The sequence below is a fragment of the Kribbella sp. NPDC056861 genome (genome assembly GCF_040687575.1).
Taxonomy (GTDB): Bacteria; Actinomycetota; Actinomycetes; order Propionibacteriales; family Kribbellaceae; genus Kribbella.
The window spans coordinates 60,324-77,037 of the sequence record NZ_JBFBNQ010000009.1 but is presented as its reverse complement, the minus strand read 5'-3'; the positions used below and the strand labels follow the sequence as shown (position 1 = coordinate 77,037).

The window sequence follows — 16,714 nt, the reverse complement described above, 5'->3', positions numbered from 1 at the left end:
TCCCACCAGTGGCAGGAATGACCTACTGCGGCAAATTACTGCCACGGCGTCGGTGGACCAGTGGAGGGAGGTCGGTGTCCCGGATCTTGGCTCGGGCGCGGGCTGTTTTGATCGCGGCGCTCAGTGTTTCCACGTCGTACGCGCCGTAGTGGCGTTGGCCGTTGACGAAGAAGGTCGGGGTGCCGGAGACGCCGCTGAGGTCGGCGGACTCGACGTCCTGGGCGACTCGGGCAGCCGCGACGTGACGTTTGACCTCGTCGTGGATGCGATCGTTGTCCAGGTTGAGTTGCTGGGCGTACGCCATCAGGTCGGCGGGCTTGAGGTTCTCCTGCTTCTCGAGCAGCAGGTCGTGCATCTCCCAGAACGCACCTTGCGCGGCCGCCGCCTCGGAGAACTCGGCTGCGATCTGCGCGCGTGGATGGACGTCGGTCAGGGGTAAGTGACGCCAGACGTAGCGCAGGTCGTCATCCTTCAGCAGATCTCGCACGACGGGCTCCGCGAGTCCGCAGTACGGGCATTCGAAGTCGCCGTACTCGACCAGGGTGACCGAGGCTGTCTCCGGGCCGCGGATGTGATCGCGCTCCGGGTCGACCGGCTCGATCAGGTCGACCAGTTCGTCGACGTCGCCCAGCATCGCGACGGCCTTGCGCGCTGGAGACAGCAGCCGGGCCGCCTGGAAGACCAGCCAGGTGAGGATCGTGGCGACTACCACCGCGGACAGCAGACCGAGCTTCGCCTCCGCCAGCGCCGGGCCCTCGAACGCCAATGTTGCTATCAGCAACGACACGGTGAAGCCCATGCCGGCGATCGTGCCGCTGCCCGCGACCGCCGCCCAGCCGACCTGCGGACGCAACCGGCCGCCACTGAACCTGGTCAGCAACCACGAGGCCGTCATCACCGCGACCGGCTTGCCGATCACGTAGCCGAACAGGATGCCGAGCGTGATCGGCGACCGGTACGCCTGGGCGAGGAAGCCGCCGTCGATCGTGATGCCCGCATTGGCGAGGCCGAAGATCGGCACGATCAGGTAGCTCGTCCAGGGGTGGTAGAAGTGCTGGAGGCGTGCGTTGGGCGAGAGCGTCGAGGTCAGACCAAGGGTCGCCGACCGGGCCAACTCCGGGGTCGGCTGCTCGCGGAACAAGCGGAACAGCCCGGTCGCCTGCTCGAGCTCGTCGCGGCCCGGTGAGTACGCCGAGGCGGTCAGGCCGATCGCCAGGCCGGCCACCACGGGGTCGACACCGCTGGTCAGCAACGCGGCCCAGGTGACCACGCCCAGTACGACGTAGACGCCGACCTTGCGGATCTGGAACAGGCTGGCGGCGACGAGTACACCGAAGGCGATGATCGCGATCATCAGCGGCATGAACTCGATGTCTTCGCTGTAGACGATCGCGATCACCAGCAGCGCGATCAGATCGTCCACCACGAACACGGTCAGCAGGAACACCCGGACCCGATCCGGCACCCCGCGCCCGACCAGCGCCAGCAGGCCGAGCGCGAGCGCGGTGTCGGTCGACATCGCGACACCCCAGCCGTGCGCGCCCTCGCCGCCGTGGTTGAAGGCCAGATAGATCAGCACCGGCGCGGCCATCCCCGCCACGCCGGCCACCACCGGAAGCACGAACCGGCTGCGGTCGCGCAGGTCGCCCAGGTCGAACTCCCGGCGCGCCTCCAGCCCGACGACCAGGAAGAACAGCGTCATCAGCCCGCTGTTGACCCACTCCTGCAAGGTCATCTCGAGCTGACGACCGCCGAGCGCCAGCGAGAGATCGGTGTGCCAGAAACCGTCGTACGAGCCGGGCGAGAGGTTGGCCCAGGCGAGTGCGGTCAGGATCGCGATCGCGAGCACGCCCGAGCTGCCCGACTCGGTCCGCAGGAAGTCCCTGATCGGCGCCGCGAACTCCTTGGTCCAGGTCGTCCGCCCGCTCAACAGCCCCGAGAAGTCAGCCATCCCGCCCTCCAGTTGCCTCGTCCACTGGAGTGGTCGCGAAGGACTCGACATAGGTGAGCACGGCGTCGAGCGCTGCTCGCAGCGGAGCGACGTTTCGCCTGGTTTGCGTCAGCAGCGTGCCGCCCTGAAGCGCGGCGAGCAGCGCCATCGCCAAACCTCGCGGATCAGCCTCTTCACGAAGTTCGCCGCGGTCCCGCATCGCCTGCAACCCCTCGCGCAGCAACTGCTCCCACTGCTCGAAACCGACGGCCAGGCGGCCTCGGGCGAGCAGGTCACTCTCGGCCACCTCGCCGGCCAGCGAGCCGAGCGGGCAACCGCCTTGGCAGTCGTTGTCGATCAGCCGCTGCACCGCGGCCGACGCCCAGCGACGCAGGGCCGCGAAGCTGTCGAGCGCGCCCAGCTCGGGGCTGCCGTGGAACTCGATCACGACCCTCGCCTGGTGGTCGACCACGTCGGCGACCAGGCTGCGTTTGTCCTGGAAGTAGTGGGTCATCTGCGAGCCGCTGACCCCCGCGGCCGCACGGACGTCCTCGATGCTGGTGCCCGCGACGCCGTGCGCGTAGATCAGGTCGGCGGCGGTGGAGACGATCCGCTCCTTGGTCGCTCGACCCTTCCGCGTCAGCTTCGCAGTACCGGTCATGCGGACACCTTACTCGGTCTTTTGGGATGAGTAACCCAGAACAGCATTGACCCCGCAAAACCGGTTCATAACAAGATCGGACATCCGGCTACCACTCCCGGGGGGCGAGGCTGCATGATGTCCGCTGAGGAACACTCCAGCCACGGGGTGCCCCCCGACGATGATTCATGTCTGGAGCCACGATGGCTGACTTCGAGGTTGCCGCGCCGACGTCTGCGGACGCCTTCGCGCAACTCGCTGTCGAACTGCACGACGCGCCCGGCGTCGAGGAGACCGTCGATGCGGTGGTCCAGTTCGCGCTGCAGGCGCTGAACTGCATGTACGCCGGAATCGCACTCTATGTGCGCGGCTCGCGACCCGAGGTCGCCGCGAGCACCGACCCGGTCGTCAACGACGTCTACGAGCTGCAGATCAGCTCGGACGTCGGCCCGCTGATCACCGCCCTGCGGGATCGCGACAGCGTGCTGATCCGGGACACCAGCAAGGACGAGCGGTGGCCGGAGTGGGCGGCGAAGGTGGCCGGCCTCGGGGTCCGCAGCGTGCTGGACGTGCCGCTGACCACTGGCGACGGCAGCCGCTCGATCGTCGGCGTACTCGGCCTGTACTCCGCTGAGCCCGATGCGTTCGGCGAGGACGACGAGGCGATCGCGCACATCCTCGCCCGGCACGCCTCGGTGGCGGTCGCGTCGGCCCGGCACGAGGAGACGATGGCGCAGGCGGTCGACGCCCGCAAGCTGGTCGGCCAGGCGATGGGCATCCTGATGGAGCGCTTCGACGTCGACGGCGATCGGGCCTTCGCCATCCTCAAGCGCTACTCCCAGGACACCAACACCAAGCTCCGCGACGTCGCCCAGCAACTGATCGACACCCGCAAACTTCCCCATTAACACCCGCGGGGGCGGCGGTAAGGTCGGCAGGGTGGGAGTGGGAGCTTGGCGGCCGTTGAGCGGGCCGTCACATCAGGTCGCATTGGAGATCCTGCTGGACGGGCCCCTGTCGCGGGCCGAATTGGCTCGGCGGGTGGAGTTGTCGGCGGGGAGCCTGACCCGGTTGACGAAGCCGATGCTGGAGTCGGGGCTGCTGGTCGAGGTACCGGGTGGGCCGGCTGATCCCAAGGTCGGGCGGCCGTCGCAGCCGCTGGACATCGTGCCGACCTCGCACCACTTCGTCGGCGTGAAGCTGACTGGGGACACCGCGCTCGGGGTGCTGACGACGCTGCGGGCCGAGGTGATCGCGACCGAGGAGCGGCCGCTGCCTGATCACTCCCCTGAGGCCGTCGCGGAGCTGGTGGTGGAGATCGCCCGCTCGTTGGGTGACGGGCGGCCGGCGATCACTGGACTCGGAGTGAGTCTGGGCGGGCACGTCGACAGCTCCGGCGACGTACTGCGGGGCGACTTCCTCGCCTGGGAGGACGTGAAGTTCCGGCAACTCATCGCCGAGCGCACCGACGCACAGGTCGTGGTCGCGAACGACGTCACCGCGGTCACTGAGGCGATCCACTGGTTCGGCGCGGGGCGCGGGATCAGCAGGTTCTGCCTGATCACCATCGGCGCGGGGGTCGGCTACAGCCTGGTCGTCCACGACAAGCTGGTCGACACCACCGAGGCCGGGCTCGGCCTGGTCGGTCACACCCAGCTCGACCCGAACGGCCCGCCCTGCGAACGCGGCCACCACGGTTGCGCAGGCTCGATGCTGACCACCGACGCCATCACCACCCAGATCAGCCAGGCCCTCAACCGCCCGATCGGGTACGACGAATGCCTCGACCTGGCCGCCGCCGGCGATCCTGAAGCAAGTCGCGTGGTGAAGGCTGCCGGGCACGCCCTGGGCCGCCTGATCGCGGCAGCCAGCAACTTCACGATGCCCGAGGCCGTCATGCTCGGCGGCGAGGGCGTCCGGCTGGCGACAGTCGCCGCGACCGAGCTCGAGGCGGGCCTCCGGGCCGACCGTCACCCAGCAGCCGTCGCACCGCCGATCATCCTGCAGGACCCGTCCTTCACCCAGTGGGCCCGCGGTGCCGCAGTGATCGCCATCCAGACCTTCGTTCTCGGCAAGTAACTGGCTATCTCAAAATACCCAGTTACACTGATCTCCATGGATGAGCTGGTACGCCGCTGGGCGCACGGCTGGTGCCTGTGTCGAGGCCTGGCCGCCGCGCAGGACCACGAGACCGCCCTGGAGGTCACCCTCGACCTCCCCGGCAGGACGCGTGAACTCTTCGCGCTCACCGACCGCACGGACGTGATCGACGACCTCGCGATCGAGATCACCAAGGCCACCGAGCCGACCTGGCTGACCGTCACGACCCAGCACCCCGACGCGACAGCCGCAGTACTGGAGCAGGCCGGGTTGGAGGTCTTCGCCGAGCGATGCCTCCTGATGTCCATCGACCTCAACCTGCACGCAGAAGCCGCCACGCCGGCGCAGTACCGGGTCGAGACGAGCAGCGACGGACCGCTGGAACGCACACGAATCCTTGATGCCCAGGGCAACATCGCAGCTCGCGGGATGGCCGCGATCGTCGGCCAGGACGCCGTCATGCACGACATCCAGACCGACCCGGCCCACCGCCGCCTCGGCCTCGGCAGTGTCGTGATGGCGACCCTCAGCAGCCGGGCACGCCAACGCGGCGCCGCCACCGGTCTGCTGATGGCGACGCCCGAAGGCGGCTACCTCTACACCAGGTCCAGCTGGTTGACAGAGGCAACGATGTTGACGGCGATCAGCGGAACTGACCGGCCACGTAGTCGCCGGCCGGCTGCCGGGTGATCACGTTGAGCCGGTTGAAGCTGTTGATCAAGGCGATCTGCGCCACCAGCGCGAGCAACTGCTCCTCGTCGTAGTGCTTGGCCGCGGTGGCCCAGACCTCGTCCGAGACGCCACCGTTGGCATCCGCGAGCCGGGTGCCCTCCTCGGCCAGCTCCAGCGCGGCCCGCTCGGCCTCGGTGAAGCAGGTCGCCTCGCGCCAGGCGGCGACCAGGTTGAGCCGCAGTTGCGACTCACCGGCGGCAACGGCGTCCTTGGTGTGCATGTCGGTGCAGAAGCCGCACCCGTTGATCTGGCTGCAGCGCAGGTTCACCAGTTCCAGCGTCGTGTACGGGACCGACGACGCGCCGACCACACCGGCCGCGCCGACCAGGTGCTTCATCAGCTTGCCGGCCGCCGGGCTACTGAAGACGTTCAAACGGGCATCCATGACTGGACTCCTCTGTCGTTTTGGTGTGTACACAGTTACGACACGACAGCCCCGCCGACTGTGACTCCGCTGCGAGGTGACCTACGTCTCGCGCGACCGGAACGCGGCGACCTTGGTCCGGTTCTGGCAGGCGGTCGAGCAGAACCGCTGGGTGTGATTGCGGGTCGCGTCCAGGAACAACTGGTCACATCGCTCGGCCACACACCGCCGCAACAGCTCGTACTCCGAACTGCCGAGCAGGATCGCCGCCGCCGTCGCGAACTCGGCCAGCCAACTCGTCGCCACCGACGCGTCCGGCCCCGCGAAATGCAGATGCCAAGGCTCCCCGCCGTACTGCGAAAGCTGCGGCGCCGCCCGAGTCGCCCGCAACAGCTCGTTGAGCTCGCGCGCACTCGCGTCGATCTCCCCCGCGGCCAGCAACGCCAGTACGCCGTACAGCCGGACTCCACCGGCCGCGAACTCCGCAAGCGCCGCCTCGTCCACCACCGGCGACAGGTTGGTGGTCAGCCGTAGTACGGCCTCCACATCGGGGATCGACCCCGCGGCCTGCGCCCGCCCGCGGCTCCATTCCGCCCCGAAGCGGTTACCCAACGCGAGCCCCGCGTCGAGGGATGCCTTCAGATGACCGGTCGCGTCCACCCGCCCAGCCTAGTGATCCGGCTCGATCGAAAGGACGAGCGGTATGACGTGGTGTCGTACCAGGGTCGTACGCGCCGGTGAGCCAACATCCGACCGGGAAACGATGTGTCAGCTCGTTGCCGGAAACAACAATGAGCGCTATGAACCTGGTCCAGAGCCCGACCCGTCCCTGCCTGGGACTGGCCGAGGCCGTGATCGATCTGTCCGTGGTCAGGGACAACGTACAAACCCTGCGCAAGCGCATTCGCCCGGGCACGGAGCTGATGGCGGTCGTCAAGGCCGACGCCTTCAGTCACGGCGCGGTCCATGTCGCCCGCGCCGCGGTCGAGGCGGGCGCGACCTGGCTCGGCGTCGCCCGGGCCGACGAAGCCCTTCAGCTGCGGGCTGCCGGGTTGACCGAACCCATCCTGATCTGGCTGTACGACGCTGCCGAGCTGCTGCTGCTCGCCGACATCGACGTCAGCGTCTCCACCGTCGCCGAACTGCAGCAAGCGGTCTCGGCTCCCAACGTGCGCAACGTCCACCTCAAGCTCGACACCGGCATGCACCGCGGCGGCAGCGCGCCCGACCAGTGGATCGAGCTGACCCGCACCGCCGCCCACTACGAGGCACTCGGCGCGATCAAGGTCCGCGGCATCTGGTCGCACCTGTCGCACGGCGACGAGCTGGACGCGACGCACAGCAAGAAGCAACTCGAACTGCTGCGCACAGGGGTCACCCTGGCCCGCCGAGCCGGTCTGGACCCGGAAGTGATTCACCTGGCCAACTCCTCCGGCGCGCTCACCCTGGACGCGCCGGACTGCAACCTGGTCCGGATCGGGGCCGGCCTGTTCGGCATCGACGAGGTCGACGCCGGTCTCCGGCAGCCGATGCAACTCGTCTCGAAGGTCGCCCAGGTCCGCCGGATCCACGCAGGTGAAGGCGTTTCGTACGGGCACGACTTCGTGGCCGAGCACGACACCACGATCGCACTGATCCCGATCGGGTACGCCGACGGCATCCCGCGGATCGCCTCCGGCCGGGCCGGCGTGCTGGTTCGCGGTGTCCGGCTGCCGGTGATCGGCCGGATCACGATGGACCAGTTCGTCGTCGACGCCGGCGACCTGCCGATCGAGCCCGGCACGCCGGTAGTTGTCTTTGGCAACGGAGATGCCGGTGAGCCGACGGCCGCCGACTGGGCCGCCTGGGCCGGCACCATTCCACACGAGATCTACTGCGGAATCGGCTCCCGGATCCCGCGCCGCTACGTCGAAGGGATCCACCAGTGAAGGTCGTCGTGATCAGTGGCGGAGCCAGTCCGGAGCACCAGGTCTCGCTCGCCAGCGGACGCGGAATCGCCAAGGCGGCCGAGCTTTCCGGGCACAGCGTGGTACCGCTGCTGATCGATGCCGAGGGCAACTGGCAGGACGGACAACACGAGGCGATCGCGTTGCTGCAGGACAGCGACGTCGCGATCCCCGCCCTGCACGGGGAAGGCGGGGAGGACGGCGTCATCCAGGGCTTCCTGGACCAACTCCACATCCCGTACGTCGGCAACGGCGTCGCGGCGAGCGCGGTCGGGCTCGACAAACATCTGACCAAGGCCGTACTGCGAGCGCAGGGTCTCCCGGTCGCCCCGGGGATCACCGTCCGCGGCGCGGACCTTCGCGACCCCGAGGCGGTCGTCCAGCGACTCAAGGCAGCGGGGATCGAGTTCCCCGTCTTCGCCAAGCCGGCCAGTGGCGGCTCGAGCTTCGGGGTCGCGCGAGCCACTGACCTGCAGTCGCTGGCGACCGCCTTGGCCGTCGCGGCCGAACTGGACCCGCGGGTCCTGGTCGAGCAGGAGATCCACGGCCGGGAGATCGATCTCGCGGTGATGGAGTTCCCGGACGGCCGGGTCGAGGTCGCGCCGGCGCTGGAGATCCATGCCGATCCGGATCAGCCGTTCTTCAACGCGGCAACGAAATACGACAGCGGGCGGACGCAGTTCGTCGTACCGGCGCCGCTGGAGGCCGAGCTGACCGAGAAGCTTCGCCGTACTGCGCTGGAGGTGTTCGACGCGCTCGGCTGCCAGGGGCTGGCCCGGGTGGACTTCTTCGTCCCGGCCGACGGCAACCCGCTGGTCAACGAGATCAACACCTTCCCGGGCTTCACGCCGGCCTCGCAGTTCCCGCGGATGTGGGCCGCGGCCGGTATGTCGTACGCCGACGTGATCGAGAACCTGCTGACCACCGCGGCCGCCAAGAAGTCCGCATGACCGTCCTGCTGAGCGACGAGCGCATCACCCGGATACCGGCGATCGAGAGCGGCGAACCGCTGGTCGACCTCTTCAGCCGCGGCATCTCCGCCGAGGGACGCCAGTACGTCCGGGAGTCGCTGGCCGATCGGCTCGCGGTCGCCGAGAGTTTCCTGCCCACCGGGATCCGCTTGCACGTCGTTGAGGGGCTGCGCGCGGTCGAGAGCCAGCAGGAGATCTACGACGGCTACGTGGCCGAGTTGCGCACGCTCAACCCTGGGATCTCCGACGACGAGGTGCACGTCCTCGCGAGCCGGTTCGTCTCGCCGGTCGAGGTCGCGCCGCATGTCGCAGGCGCGGCAGTGGATCTGACGCTGATGGGCGAGCACGGCCCGTTCGATCTCGGTACGCCGATCGACGCGACGCCCGAGCAGAGCAACGGCGCGTGCTTCTTCGCAGCCACCAACATCAGTCGCGAGGCCCGGACCAATCGCGCGTTGCTGGCCGACGTACTGGCTTCGGCGGGGCTGGTGAACTACCCGACCGAGTGGTGGCACTGGTCCTTCGGGGATCGCTACTGGGCGTTCGTCGAAGGGCGCGAGCAGGCGATTTACGGGCCGACGGCGGTGCTGGTCGCCAGCTGAGGCGTGCTGTCAGGTGAGGCGTGCCGTCAGACTGCTTGGTCGCTCGCGTCCTGGGCCATCGACGGCGCGACCCAGAGGCTGTCGGCGGTGCCGCGGTCGAGGTGTTCGGTGTAGATGTCGACCTTGTAGGTGATCACCCGGAGACACTCGGTGAGCTCCTCGATCTGCGCGGCGACCGCCTCCTGGTGACTCTTCAGCAGCGCCAGCCTTGCCTCTTCGTTGCCGGCGCCCTGCCGGACCAGGTCGGTGTACCGCCGGATGGTGTCCAGCGGCATCCCCGACGACCGGAACTTGATGCACATGTCCAGCCAGTCGACGTCGTCCTCGCTGTAGACGCGGCGACCGTTGGCCTCCCGGCGTACCGGGTCGGCGAGGATGCCCTCCCGCTCGTAGAAGCGCAGCGCGTGCACGCTCAGTCCGGTGCGTTCGGAGACCTGCCCGATGCTCAACCCGTCAGCCATGCCGCTCACAGTAGCTGCGGCTAGAGTCAACTCTAGGAGGATTTCAGCCCTTGGAGCGCGGCCAGGGCCAGCTGGACATCTGCCTGGGTGGAGTAGATGTGGAAGGACGCGCGCAGGTTGCCACCCCGGACCGCGGCCCGTACGCCGGCTGCCGCGAAGGCCTCTTCAGCCCCCGGGAGCGAGGTGCTGACGATCGCCGAGTTGCCCGGCGGCAGGCCCAGTCCGGCGCGGAACTCGTTGGCCAGGGCGAGGTTGTGCCGGTGGATGGTCTCGACGCCGATCTCCTCGATCAGCTCGAGCGCGGGGGCTGCGCCAACGAAGCTGAACCAGGCCGGCGACTGGTCGAACCGGCGCGCGTCGTCGGCCAGCTCCATCCGCGTTCCGTAGTACGAGGTGTGGACGGTTCGGCCGGCGTACCAGCCTGCGTGCAGTGGGCGGCAGCGTTCTTGCAGGCGCGGTGAGAGGTAGCCGATGGTCGCGCCGCGCGGGGACATCAGCCACTTGTAGGTGTGCGCGATCAGCGCGTCGACCCCGGCCACGTCGAGCGGCAACCAGCCGACCGCCTGGCTGGCGTCGACCACCAGCAGCGCGCCGATCTCGTTGCATCTGGCAACAACTTGGGCGAGGTCGAGCACGGTTCCGGTGGCGGACTGGACCGCGCTGACGGCGACCAGGTCGATCCCCGGCTGGATCGCCTCGACGAACTTCTCGGTACTGGCCGCGGTCACCTCGACACCACGGTCGGCGTGCACCATCCAGGGGTAGACGTTCGAGGTGAACTCGATGTCGTCCACGAGCACCCGCGACCCGTCCGGCAGCGCGGCCGCGATCGGCGCGATCGCCGCCGACACCGTGCTCCCGACGAACACGTCTTCGGCCGCGGCCCCGACGATCCGCGCGAACGACTCCCTGGCCCGGATGGTGGACCCGTCCCACGGCTCCCAACTGGTGGCCCCGACCTGCCAGTCGTGGAGCACCGACTGCAACGCCTCCCACGCCGGCCGCGGCGGCAACCCGTACGACGCCGTGTTCAACCATCCCGGCTGCGGCTCCCACAACTCCGCGTACTCAGAACTCATCCGACCGCCTCCTGTACTGCGTAGTGCCCGATGTCAGCCCCCAGTGTGACCACACCCCTCGGAACTCGGTGGTTTTCGGGCTGGTCAGCTCGTGCTGGTGAGGCGTTTGCCGGCTGGGTTGAGGACGTGCCAGGTGCCTTTCAGGCCTTCGCCCAGGACGTCGCCAGGGGCTTTGTCCTTGGCGAAGCGGTAGAGCGGCCAGCCGTTGAGCGTTGCCTGGACGTCCTTGTCGGGGCGGACGACAGTGCCGACCTTGGCCTGGCTCACGCCGGCTCCGGCCAGTACTCCGGGTTTCTTGACGTAGACGGGGATCCAGGCGGCCAGGCAGGCTTTGCTGACGCAGACCGATTTCGATGGGTCGCGGCTGTCCAGGACGGACATGTAGAGGGTGAGGCCGTCGGCGTCGACGGCGACCAGGCCTAGGTTCGTCGTACCGGCTTTGATGACTTCGGGTTGTGATGCTGGTGTTGATGGTTTGGCGGTTGGTTTCGCTGTTGGTGGTGGGGTGCTGGGCGCCGCGGCAGGTGGCGGTGGTGCGGCGGCCGGTGGTGCTGTGGTGATGACGTTTCCGGCGGCGGGACTGAGGGCTGCCACCGCGACGGTGGCGCCGATCACCCAGAGCATGGTCGGCAGGCTCTTCAGCATCATGAGGCCTTGAAGATCGCGCCGTCGCGTTGCTCGAAAGCGACTGCGGGTAAGGGATTCTTGGCTGGTCCGGCGACTCGCTCGCCGGTGGTCGCGTCGAACTTGCTGCCGTGGCAGGCGCAGTCGATCGTTCCGTTGCCGACTCCTGTCACCGCGCAGCCCTGGTGGGTGCAGATCGCCGAGAAGGCGCAGATCTTGCCGCCGGCGTCTTTGGTGAGGACGAGGCTTTGGTCCTTCAGGATCACGCCGCCGCCGGCTGGGATGTCGGCGACCTTTGCCAGCGGGGCTGGGCCGGGGGCAGGCGCGTTGGTTGTAGCGGGGGCGCCGGTGGTTGGCGGCGCAGTACTGGGAGCTGGTGCACTGTTGGTGGCTGGTACTCGCTGGACGACGCATCCGGTCATCAGCGCGGCCGCGCCACCTGCGGCCAAGAGGGTTCTGCGTTCCATTGTCTTGTCTCCTGTCAGCGCAGCGGGACGCCGGATTGGGCGAAGTACCAGACCGAGGCTGTCGCCCAGGCGCCGATCAGCAGGGCGAACAGCAGTCCGCCCGAGATCGGCAGGGCCCAGCTCGGCAGCTTGTCGGCTCGCAGCGCGAGCATCTTGGTCGTGAACGCGCCGTAGAAGGCGCAACCGAACAGCGAGTGCAACGCCGTCCTGGTGTCGAACGTGCTGAAGCCGAGGCTCCACAGGCAGTGATAGGCCACCGGCAACGTCGCGACGAACGCCACCGACCCACTCCACCGATGCAGCTGCGACAGCACCGCGGGCGCCTGGCGCTTGACCGGCAACCGCCCGTACATCCACAACGCCGACACCACCTGGAAGACCACCAGTACGACGGCAGCCGTGGCGAGCCAGGCCTTCATCGGCGTCAGGTTCGTGAACCCGACGATCAACGCCAGCGGCCGCCCGGTCGGCGTGTGCGCCTTCCCGTAGAACCCCAGCGAGACCGCGACCAACGCGCCGATCACGGCAAACCCCAGCAAAACAAGGACTCCCCGTACCCCGGACTGCTGCTCCGGCGGAGCCACCACGTCTGTACTCATGTCCCCTCCAACCGTCGTATGAGGGCTATACGTGCCAACAGCCGGACCGGTTCAACGGGAACCGTCGCAAGCGGCGTACCAGAGCGCGGGTGGCTGCTTGACCTAGACAGCGGTCTAGCTCCTAGGTTCTGCGCTAGACCACAGGAGCTAGGAGTTGGACATGCGCTACCGCACACTCGGCGGGACCGGTATCGAGGTGAGCGTGCACTGCCTCGGCACGATGATGTTCGGCGCGGTCGGCAACCCCGACCACGCCGACAGCGCCCGGATCATCCACGCGGCCCTCGACCAGGGCATCAACTTCGTCGACACCGCCGACATGTACTCCAGCGGCGAGTCCGAGGAGATCGTCGGCAAGGCACTGCAGGGCCGCCGCGAGGACGTCGTACTGGCGACCAAGGTGCACTTCCCGATGGGCGAGGGCCCCAACCGCGGCGGCAACTCGCGGCGCTGGATCACCCACGAGGTCGACCAGAGCCTGCGCCGACTCGGCACCGACTGGATCGACCTGTACCAGGTACACCGGCCGGACCCGGCAACGGAGATCGAGGAAACCCTCTCGGTCCTCACCGACCTGGTCACCCAGGGCAAGATCCGCACCTTCGGCTGCTCGACCTTCCCCGCCGAGGACCTGGTCGAGGCGTACCACGTCGCCGAACGCCGCGGCTACGGCAAGTTCCGAACCGAGCAACCGCCGTACTCCCTGGTCACCCGTGGCATCGAGCGCTCCCTGCTACCGACCACCCAACGGCTGAACATGGGCGTCCTGACCTGGAGCCCCCTCGCCTCGGGCTTCTTGTCCGGCAAGGTCCGCCGCGACCAGCCGGTAGACCTCGCCGCTGGACGTGCAGCATTAACCCCGCACCGCTTCGACCCTTCACTGCCGGCGAATGCCTCGAAGTTCGACGCTGTCGAGCAGTTCGCCGAGCTTGCGGCTGGTCTCGGCCGGACGCTGCCAGAGCTGGCGCTGGCGTTTGTGACCGCGCATCCGGCCGTGACGTCGGTGATCATCGGCCCGCGCACGATGGAGCAGTTGGAGGGGCTGCTGGCGGGTGCTGATCTGACACTCGAAGACGACGTCCTGGACCGAATCGACGAGATCGTCCCACCGGGGACGGACCTGCATCACTATCAGTCGGATGGACTTTGGTCGTCGCCTGCTTTGACTGATCCGGCTAAGCGCCGGCGGTTGGTTGGTGATCGGTCGGCTGGTTAGACCGCCCTTGCCTGCGTTTAGTTGGTCTGTCTTGCCGCATTAAGCGCTTGATGGCGTGAGCATCCAGGCGCGGCGAGTTGGCATGCAGCGTCACCCCTTGAGCGGGCGGCCCTGGATGAGCACGCGTGGCACCACCGGTCCGAGCAGACCGGCTGATCCGCGTCGCAGGCTCGGGCCGCGTCAGCATCCAGGCGTTTGCGAGGTGGCGCCCAGCGCCACGAGCCCTCGGCTGGCGGTCGTGGACGGGCCTGCGTGGCACCACCGGTTCAGGCAGACCGGCTGATCGGCATCGCAGGCTTGCCCGCGTCAGCATCCAGGCGCAGGCGACGTGGCGCCCAGCGCCACGAGCCCTTCGGCGGGCAGACCTGCCCGAACACGTACAGCACCACCGCCCTCAGGCAGATTGGCTGATCCGCATCGCAGGCTTGGCTCGCGTCAGCATCCAGGCGTTTGCGAGGTGGCGCCCAGCGCCACGAGCCCTCTGGCGGACGGTCGAGGATGAGCAAGCCGCCACCAGATCGGCTGGTCCGCATCGCAGGCTTGGCTCGCGTGAGCATCCAGGCGTTTGCGAGGTGGCGCCCAGCGCCACGAGCCCTCGGCTGGCGGTCGTGGCACCACCGGTTCAGGCAGATCGGCTGATCGGCATCGCAGGTTTGCTCGCGTCAGCATCCAGGCGTTGGCGAGGTGGCGCCTAGCGCCACGAGCCCTCGGCGGGCGGACCTGCCGGACACGCACAGCACCACCGTTCCAAGCAGACCGGCCGATCCGCATCGCAGGCTTGCCCGCGTCAGCACCCAAGCGCAAGCGAGGTGGCGCCCAGCGCCACGAGCCCTCGGCAGGCAGGCGCGGTCAGCAGGCGTAGGCCCACTGGCCAAGCAGATCGGCTGATCCGCATCGGAGGCTTAGCCCGCGTCAGCATCCAGGCGCTAGCGAGGTGGCGCCTAGCGCCACGAGCCCGGCGGACGGGCGGTGCGGGTGGGCGGGCGCAGGACCACTGCCCAAGGCAGATCGGTTGATCCGCATCGCAGGCTTGCCCGCGTCAGCATCCAGGCGTTAGCGAGGTGGCGCCCAGCGCCACGAGCCCTCGGCGGGCGGCGGGCAGCAGGCAGGCTGCGGGCCGACCACCGAGGAGCCGTCGAGAAGTTGTCGAAGGCTGAACCTTCTAGCCCAGCGAGTACAGATCGCGGCTAGTTCTCAACAGAAGCCCGATGGATCTTCACCACCAGCTCAAGCAAAGTCGCCCGCTCGGCCGCCGTCAGCGGCGCGAGCGTTGCCTTTTCAACCTCCCGTACGACGCCCCGCCCGCCCGCGAGCGCCTTGCGGCCTGCCGCGGTCAGCGTCACCTGATAGCGCCGCCGATCGAGTGGATCGCGAGCACGCGCTACCAGTCGGCCGGTAAGCAGCTCATCCATCAGCCGCACCATGTCGCTCGGATCCACCCCCAGTGCCGCGGCCAGCGCCTTCTGCGCGACCGGCCCGTGATCGTCGAGCTCCGCGAGCGTGGCGTACTGCCAGAGCGTCAGGCCGGGGCGCTCGGCCAGCCGCTCCGCGATCGCGCGGCGGCTCGCTACCGCCACCTTGTGCAGCACGAAGGTGGTCGTCTCCAGCAGGCTCTCCATCGGCATATCGTAGGCTCTGACCAATCGTTGGTATTTACCCACTATTCTTAGGAGTCTTGAATGGACGCTTTCTACCCGCGACTGCTGGTTCGCGATTTCCCTGCTGCCGTTGAGTTCTACCGAGGCGTGCTGGCCGAGTTGTTCGGTGTCCAGCCGGTCAAGGTGCTGGCCGAGGCGAGCTATGCGAACTGGGATCTCGAGGGCCAGACCGGGTTAGTGCTGTTCGGTCGCGCCATGATGGCCGGCGCGGTCGGCACCGAGGAGTTGCCGACAGACGGCCCGACCCAGGACAGCACGATGCTGGTCTTCAAGGTGGCCGATGTCGACGCGGCTGTGCCGGTCCTCACGCAGTACGGCGCTGCCGTGGTCACCGAGGCGCAGGACCGACCGCAGTGGGGAGCCGGCCTTCGCACAGCTCACCTGCGCGACCCCGAAGGCAACTTGCTGGAACTGCAGTCCTACTGAGCGCCGGATGACACCATGACGGTTGGGGTACTGGTCTGACAGCAGCCCCGCCCATAGGAGGACGTATGAGCTTCGACAGACCAGGACTACCGCTCCCCGGCCAGAAGGCCGCGGAAGTGGAAATCGGCGAGGACCTGCGCGCGGAAGGGGTCGAACTGAACCCCGACGGCGAGCTGGAAGGCCTGGACCACCCGGGCACCGTCTCGGCCGGCCCGCAGCCGAACCCGCCGCGCCGCCCTCACGAGGCCGTCGTGGTCCCACCTGCAGAGCAGGTCGAACAGCCCGAGGCCATCGAGACCGACGAGCCAGTCGCGGCCGACGGGCCGGTCGAGGCAGTCAGGCCGGTCGAGGCAGTCGAGCCGGTCGAGGGCAACGAGGCGCACGAGCCGGTCGACGACCCCGCCCACGAGGACCCCGCCACCACCTGACCGCTCAGCCGCGGCGGAATTGGGTGATCGTGACGCCCGGCGCTATCTCGACCTGACCAGTGGCGACGTAGCCGCGGGACAGGTAGAGCGTGGCGGCCGGGGTGTTCGCCGTACCGGTCGAGACCAGGCTGGTACGGCGTGGCTCAAGCACGTCCAGGTGGTCGAGCAACGCGCGACCGTGGCCTCGCCGGGATGCAGACGGGTCGACCACCAAGCGGCTGATCTCGACGGTGTCCGCGTCGGGGAACTCATAGGCGACCGCGGCAACCAGTTCGCCTTCGGAGTACCGGCCGAGCCAGTGTTCCGTGGAGGACATGAGTGTCGCGAGGTCTTCGTGCAGCGGCGGGATGCCGTCGAAGCCGATCAGTTCGGCCTCCACCGCGTACGCCAGGCGCTGCACGACCAATACCCGCTCGGCGGTGGGCTGGTCGGTCAGGTCGAGGGCGCGGATCATCCCATCACGCTAGCAAT

The 16,714-nt window shown here is 68.3% G+C and carries 20 protein-coding genes; 9 read left to right on the top strand and 11 right to left on the bottom strand.

The annotated features are described in order from the left end of the window. Positions 1-22 precede the first annotated feature (22 nt). Both nhaA and AB0P21_RS37145 read right to left on the bottom strand, forming a co-directional pair. Positions 23-1,951 (bottom strand): Na+/H+ antiporter NhaA, encoded by a 1,929-nt coding sequence (nhaA, locus tag AB0P21_RS37150; RefSeq protein ID WP_363703422.1) that lies wholly within the window; start codon positions 1,949-1,951, stop codon positions 23-25. Then, positions 1,944-2,591: a TetR/AcrR family transcriptional regulator gene (locus AB0P21_RS37145; RefSeq protein ID WP_363703420.1), complete on the bottom strand. Its 648-nt coding sequence runs from the start codon at positions 2,589-2,591 to the stop codon at positions 1,944-1,946. The genes nhaA and AB0P21_RS37145 overlap by 8 nt, the downstream gene beginning before the upstream one ends. A gap of 182 nt (positions 2,592-2,773) precedes the next feature. Between AB0P21_RS37145 and AB0P21_RS37140 the strand changes: the two genes are divergently transcribed. From AB0P21_RS37140 to AB0P21_RS37130, 3 genes are read left to right on the top strand one after another with little or no spacing between them, the layout of a single operon-like run. After that, positions 2,774-3,478 carry a GAF and ANTAR domain-containing protein gene (locus AB0P21_RS37140; RefSeq protein WP_363703418.1) on the top strand — a complete coding sequence of 235 codons (705 nt, stop codon included), beginning with the start codon at positions 2,774-2,776 and terminating at the stop codon, positions 3,476-3,478. A gap of 31 nt (positions 3,479-3,509) precedes the next feature. Continuing rightward, complete coding sequence (locus AB0P21_RS37135; protein WP_363703416.1) at positions 3,510-4,649, top strand: ROK family transcriptional regulator; 1,140 nt, start codon at positions 3,510-3,512, stop codon at positions 4,647-4,649. 36 nt (positions 4,650-4,685) lie between these two features. Next, positions 4,686-5,360, top strand: coding sequence for a GNAT family N-acetyltransferase (locus AB0P21_RS37130; RefSeq protein WP_363703414.1), 675 nt, complete (start codon positions 4,686-4,688; stop codon positions 5,358-5,360). Here the strand turns inward: AB0P21_RS37130 and AB0P21_RS37125 are convergent. Beyond that, entirely contained in the window at positions 5,314-5,787 is a 474-nt protein-coding gene (locus AB0P21_RS37125; protein WP_363703412.1) for a carboxymuconolactone decarboxylase family protein, read from the bottom strand. The genes AB0P21_RS37130 and AB0P21_RS37125 overlap by 47 nt on opposite strands. Positions 5,788-5,868: 81 nt before the next feature. Then, entirely contained in the window at positions 5,869-6,426 is a 558-nt protein-coding gene (locus AB0P21_RS37120; RefSeq protein ID WP_363703410.1) for a CGNR zinc finger domain-containing protein, read from the bottom strand. A gap of 140 nt (positions 6,427-6,566) precedes the next feature. On the opposite strand from AB0P21_RS37120, the gene alr reads away from it, so the two are divergent. From alr to AB0P21_RS37105, 3 genes are read left to right on the top strand one after another with little or no spacing between them, the layout of a single operon-like run. Next, complete coding sequence (gene alr / locus AB0P21_RS37115; protein ID WP_363703408.1) at positions 6,567-7,694, top strand: alanine racemase; 1,128 nt, start codon at positions 6,567-6,569, stop codon at positions 7,692-7,694. Further along, complete coding sequence (locus AB0P21_RS37110; RefSeq protein ID WP_363703407.1) at positions 7,691-8,662, top strand: D-alanine--D-alanine ligase family protein; 972 nt, start codon at positions 7,691-7,693, stop codon at positions 8,660-8,662. Before alr ends, AB0P21_RS37110 begins: the two co-directional genes overlap by 4 nt. Next, a complete protein-coding gene (locus AB0P21_RS37105) occupies positions 8,659-9,285 on the top strand; it encodes a M15 family metallopeptidase (protein ID WP_363703405.1) in 627 nt (208 codons plus the stop codon). The genes AB0P21_RS37110 and AB0P21_RS37105 overlap by 4 nt, the downstream gene beginning before the upstream one ends. A gap of 26 nt (positions 9,286-9,311) precedes the next feature. Here the strand turns inward: AB0P21_RS37105 and AB0P21_RS37100 are convergent, their stop codons facing one another. The 5 genes from AB0P21_RS37100 to AB0P21_RS37080 form a co-directional block, all read right to left on the bottom strand. Next, the gene (locus AB0P21_RS37100) at positions 9,312-9,746 is read right to left on the bottom strand and encodes a MerR family transcriptional regulator (protein ID WP_363703403.1); all 435 of its coding nucleotides are present in this window, start codon (positions 9,744-9,746) and stop codon (positions 9,312-9,314) included. A gap of 32 nt (positions 9,747-9,778) precedes the next feature. Next, a complete protein-coding gene (locus AB0P21_RS37095) occupies positions 9,779-10,825 on the bottom strand; it encodes an aminotransferase class V-fold PLP-dependent enzyme (RefSeq protein ID WP_363703401.1) in 1,047 nt (348 codons plus the stop codon). 84 nt (positions 10,826-10,909) lie between these two features. Further along, positions 10,910-11,473 (bottom strand): hypothetical protein, encoded by a 564-nt coding sequence (locus AB0P21_RS37090; protein WP_363703400.1) that lies wholly within the window; start codon positions 11,471-11,473, stop codon positions 10,910-10,912. Further along, positions 11,470-11,916 (bottom strand): Rieske (2Fe-2S) protein, encoded by a 447-nt coding sequence (locus AB0P21_RS37085; RefSeq protein ID WP_363703398.1) that lies wholly within the window; start codon positions 11,914-11,916, stop codon positions 11,470-11,472. Before AB0P21_RS37085 ends, AB0P21_RS37090 begins: the two co-directional genes overlap by 4 nt. 14 nt (positions 11,917-11,930) lie before the next feature. Then, positions 11,931-12,515 carry a DUF6529 family protein gene (locus AB0P21_RS37080; RefSeq protein WP_363703396.1) on the bottom strand — a complete coding sequence of 195 codons (585 nt, stop codon included), beginning with the start codon at positions 12,513-12,515 and terminating at the stop codon, positions 11,931-11,933. A gap of 160 nt (positions 12,516-12,675) precedes the next feature. Between AB0P21_RS37080 and AB0P21_RS37075 the strand changes: the two genes are divergently transcribed. Next, positions 12,676-13,731, top strand: coding sequence for an aldo/keto reductase (locus tag AB0P21_RS37075; protein ID WP_363703394.1), 1,056 nt, complete (start codon positions 12,676-12,678; stop codon positions 13,729-13,731). A gap of 1,187 nt (positions 13,732-14,918) precedes the next feature. Here AB0P21_RS37075 and AB0P21_RS37070 read toward each other — a convergent pair. Next, positions 14,919-15,350, bottom strand: a complete 432-nt coding sequence (locus AB0P21_RS37070; RefSeq protein ID WP_363703392.1) for a MarR family transcriptional regulator — start codon at positions 15,348-15,350, stop codon at positions 14,919-14,921. 60 nt (positions 15,351-15,410) lie between these two features. Here AB0P21_RS37070 and AB0P21_RS37065 point away from each other — a divergent pair, with 60 nt between their 5' ends. Both AB0P21_RS37065 and AB0P21_RS37060 read left to right on the top strand, forming a co-directional pair. Next, positions 15,411-15,815 (top strand): VOC family protein, encoded by a 405-nt coding sequence (locus AB0P21_RS37065; protein WP_363703390.1) that lies wholly within the window; start codon positions 15,411-15,413, stop codon positions 15,813-15,815. Between the two features lie 65 nt (positions 15,816-15,880). Beyond that, positions 15,881-16,243, top strand: coding sequence for a hypothetical protein (locus AB0P21_RS37060; protein WP_363703388.1), 363 nt, complete (start codon positions 15,881-15,883; stop codon positions 16,241-16,243). Positions 16,244-16,247: 4 nt separating this feature from the next. Here the strand turns inward: AB0P21_RS37060 and AB0P21_RS37055 are convergent, their stop codons facing one another. Next, the gene (locus AB0P21_RS37055; RefSeq protein ID WP_363703386.1) at positions 16,248-16,697 is read right to left on the bottom strand and encodes a GNAT family N-acetyltransferase; all 450 of its coding nucleotides are present in this window, start codon (positions 16,695-16,697) and stop codon (positions 16,248-16,250) included. Positions 16,698-16,714 lie beyond the last annotated feature (17 nt).

Coding starts and splice junctions, on each gene's coding strand:
- nhaA (WP_363703422.1), bottom strand. CDS start 1,951: ATGGCTGACTTCTCGGGGCTGTTGAGCGGGCGGACGACCTGGACCAAG.
- AB0P21_RS37145 (WP_363703420.1), bottom strand. CDS start 2,591: ATGACCGGTACTGCGAAGCTGACGCGGAAGGGTCGAGCGACCAAGGAG.
- AB0P21_RS37140 (WP_363703418.1), top strand. CDS start 2,774: ATGGCTGACTTCGAGGTTGCCGCGCCGACGTCTGCGGACGCCTTCGCG.
- AB0P21_RS37130 (WP_363703414.1), top strand. CDS start 4,686: ATGGATGAGCTGGTACGCCGCTGGGCGCACGGCTGGTGCCTGTGTCGA.
- AB0P21_RS37125 (WP_363703412.1), bottom strand. CDS start 5,787: ATGGATGCCCGTTTGAACGTCTTCAGTAGCCCGGCGGCCGGCAAGCTG.
- alr (WP_363703408.1), top strand. CDS start 6,567: ATGAACCTGGTCCAGAGCCCGACCCGTCCCTGCCTGGGACTGGCCGAG.
- AB0P21_RS37105 (WP_363703405.1), top strand. CDS start 8,659: ATGACCGTCCTGCTGAGCGACGAGCGCATCACCCGGATACCGGCGATC.
- AB0P21_RS37100 (WP_363703403.1), bottom strand. CDS start 9,746: ATGGCTGACGGGTTGAGCATCGGGCAGGTCTCCGAACGCACCGGACTG.
- AB0P21_RS37095 (WP_363703401.1), bottom strand. CDS start 10,825: ATGAGTTCTGAGTACGCGGAGTTGTGGGAGCCGCAGCCGGGATGGTTG.
- AB0P21_RS37090 (WP_363703400.1), bottom strand. CDS start 11,473: ATGATGCTGAAGAGCCTGCCGACCATGCTCTGGGTGATCGGCGCCACC.
- AB0P21_RS37085 (WP_363703398.1), bottom strand. CDS start 11,916: ATGGAACGCAGAACCCTCTTGGCCGCAGGTGGCGCGGCCGCGCTGATG.
- AB0P21_RS37080 (WP_363703396.1), bottom strand. CDS start 12,515: ATGAGTACAGACGTGGTGGCTCCGCCGGAGCAGCAGTCCGGGGTACGG.
- AB0P21_RS37075 (WP_363703394.1), top strand. CDS start 12,676: ATGCGCTACCGCACACTCGGCGGGACCGGTATCGAGGTGAGCGTGCAC.
- AB0P21_RS37070 (WP_363703392.1), bottom strand. CDS start 15,350: ATGGAGAGCCTGCTGGAGACGACCACCTTCGTGCTGCACAAGGTGGCG.
- AB0P21_RS37065 (WP_363703390.1), top strand. CDS start 15,411: ATGGACGCTTTCTACCCGCGACTGCTGGTTCGCGATTTCCCTGCTGCC.
- AB0P21_RS37060 (WP_363703388.1), top strand. CDS start 15,881: ATGAGCTTCGACAGACCAGGACTACCGCTCCCCGGCCAGAAGGCCGCG.
- AB0P21_RS37055 (WP_363703386.1), bottom strand. CDS start 16,697: ATGATCCGCGCCCTCGACCTGACCGACCAGCCCACCGCCGAGCGGGTA.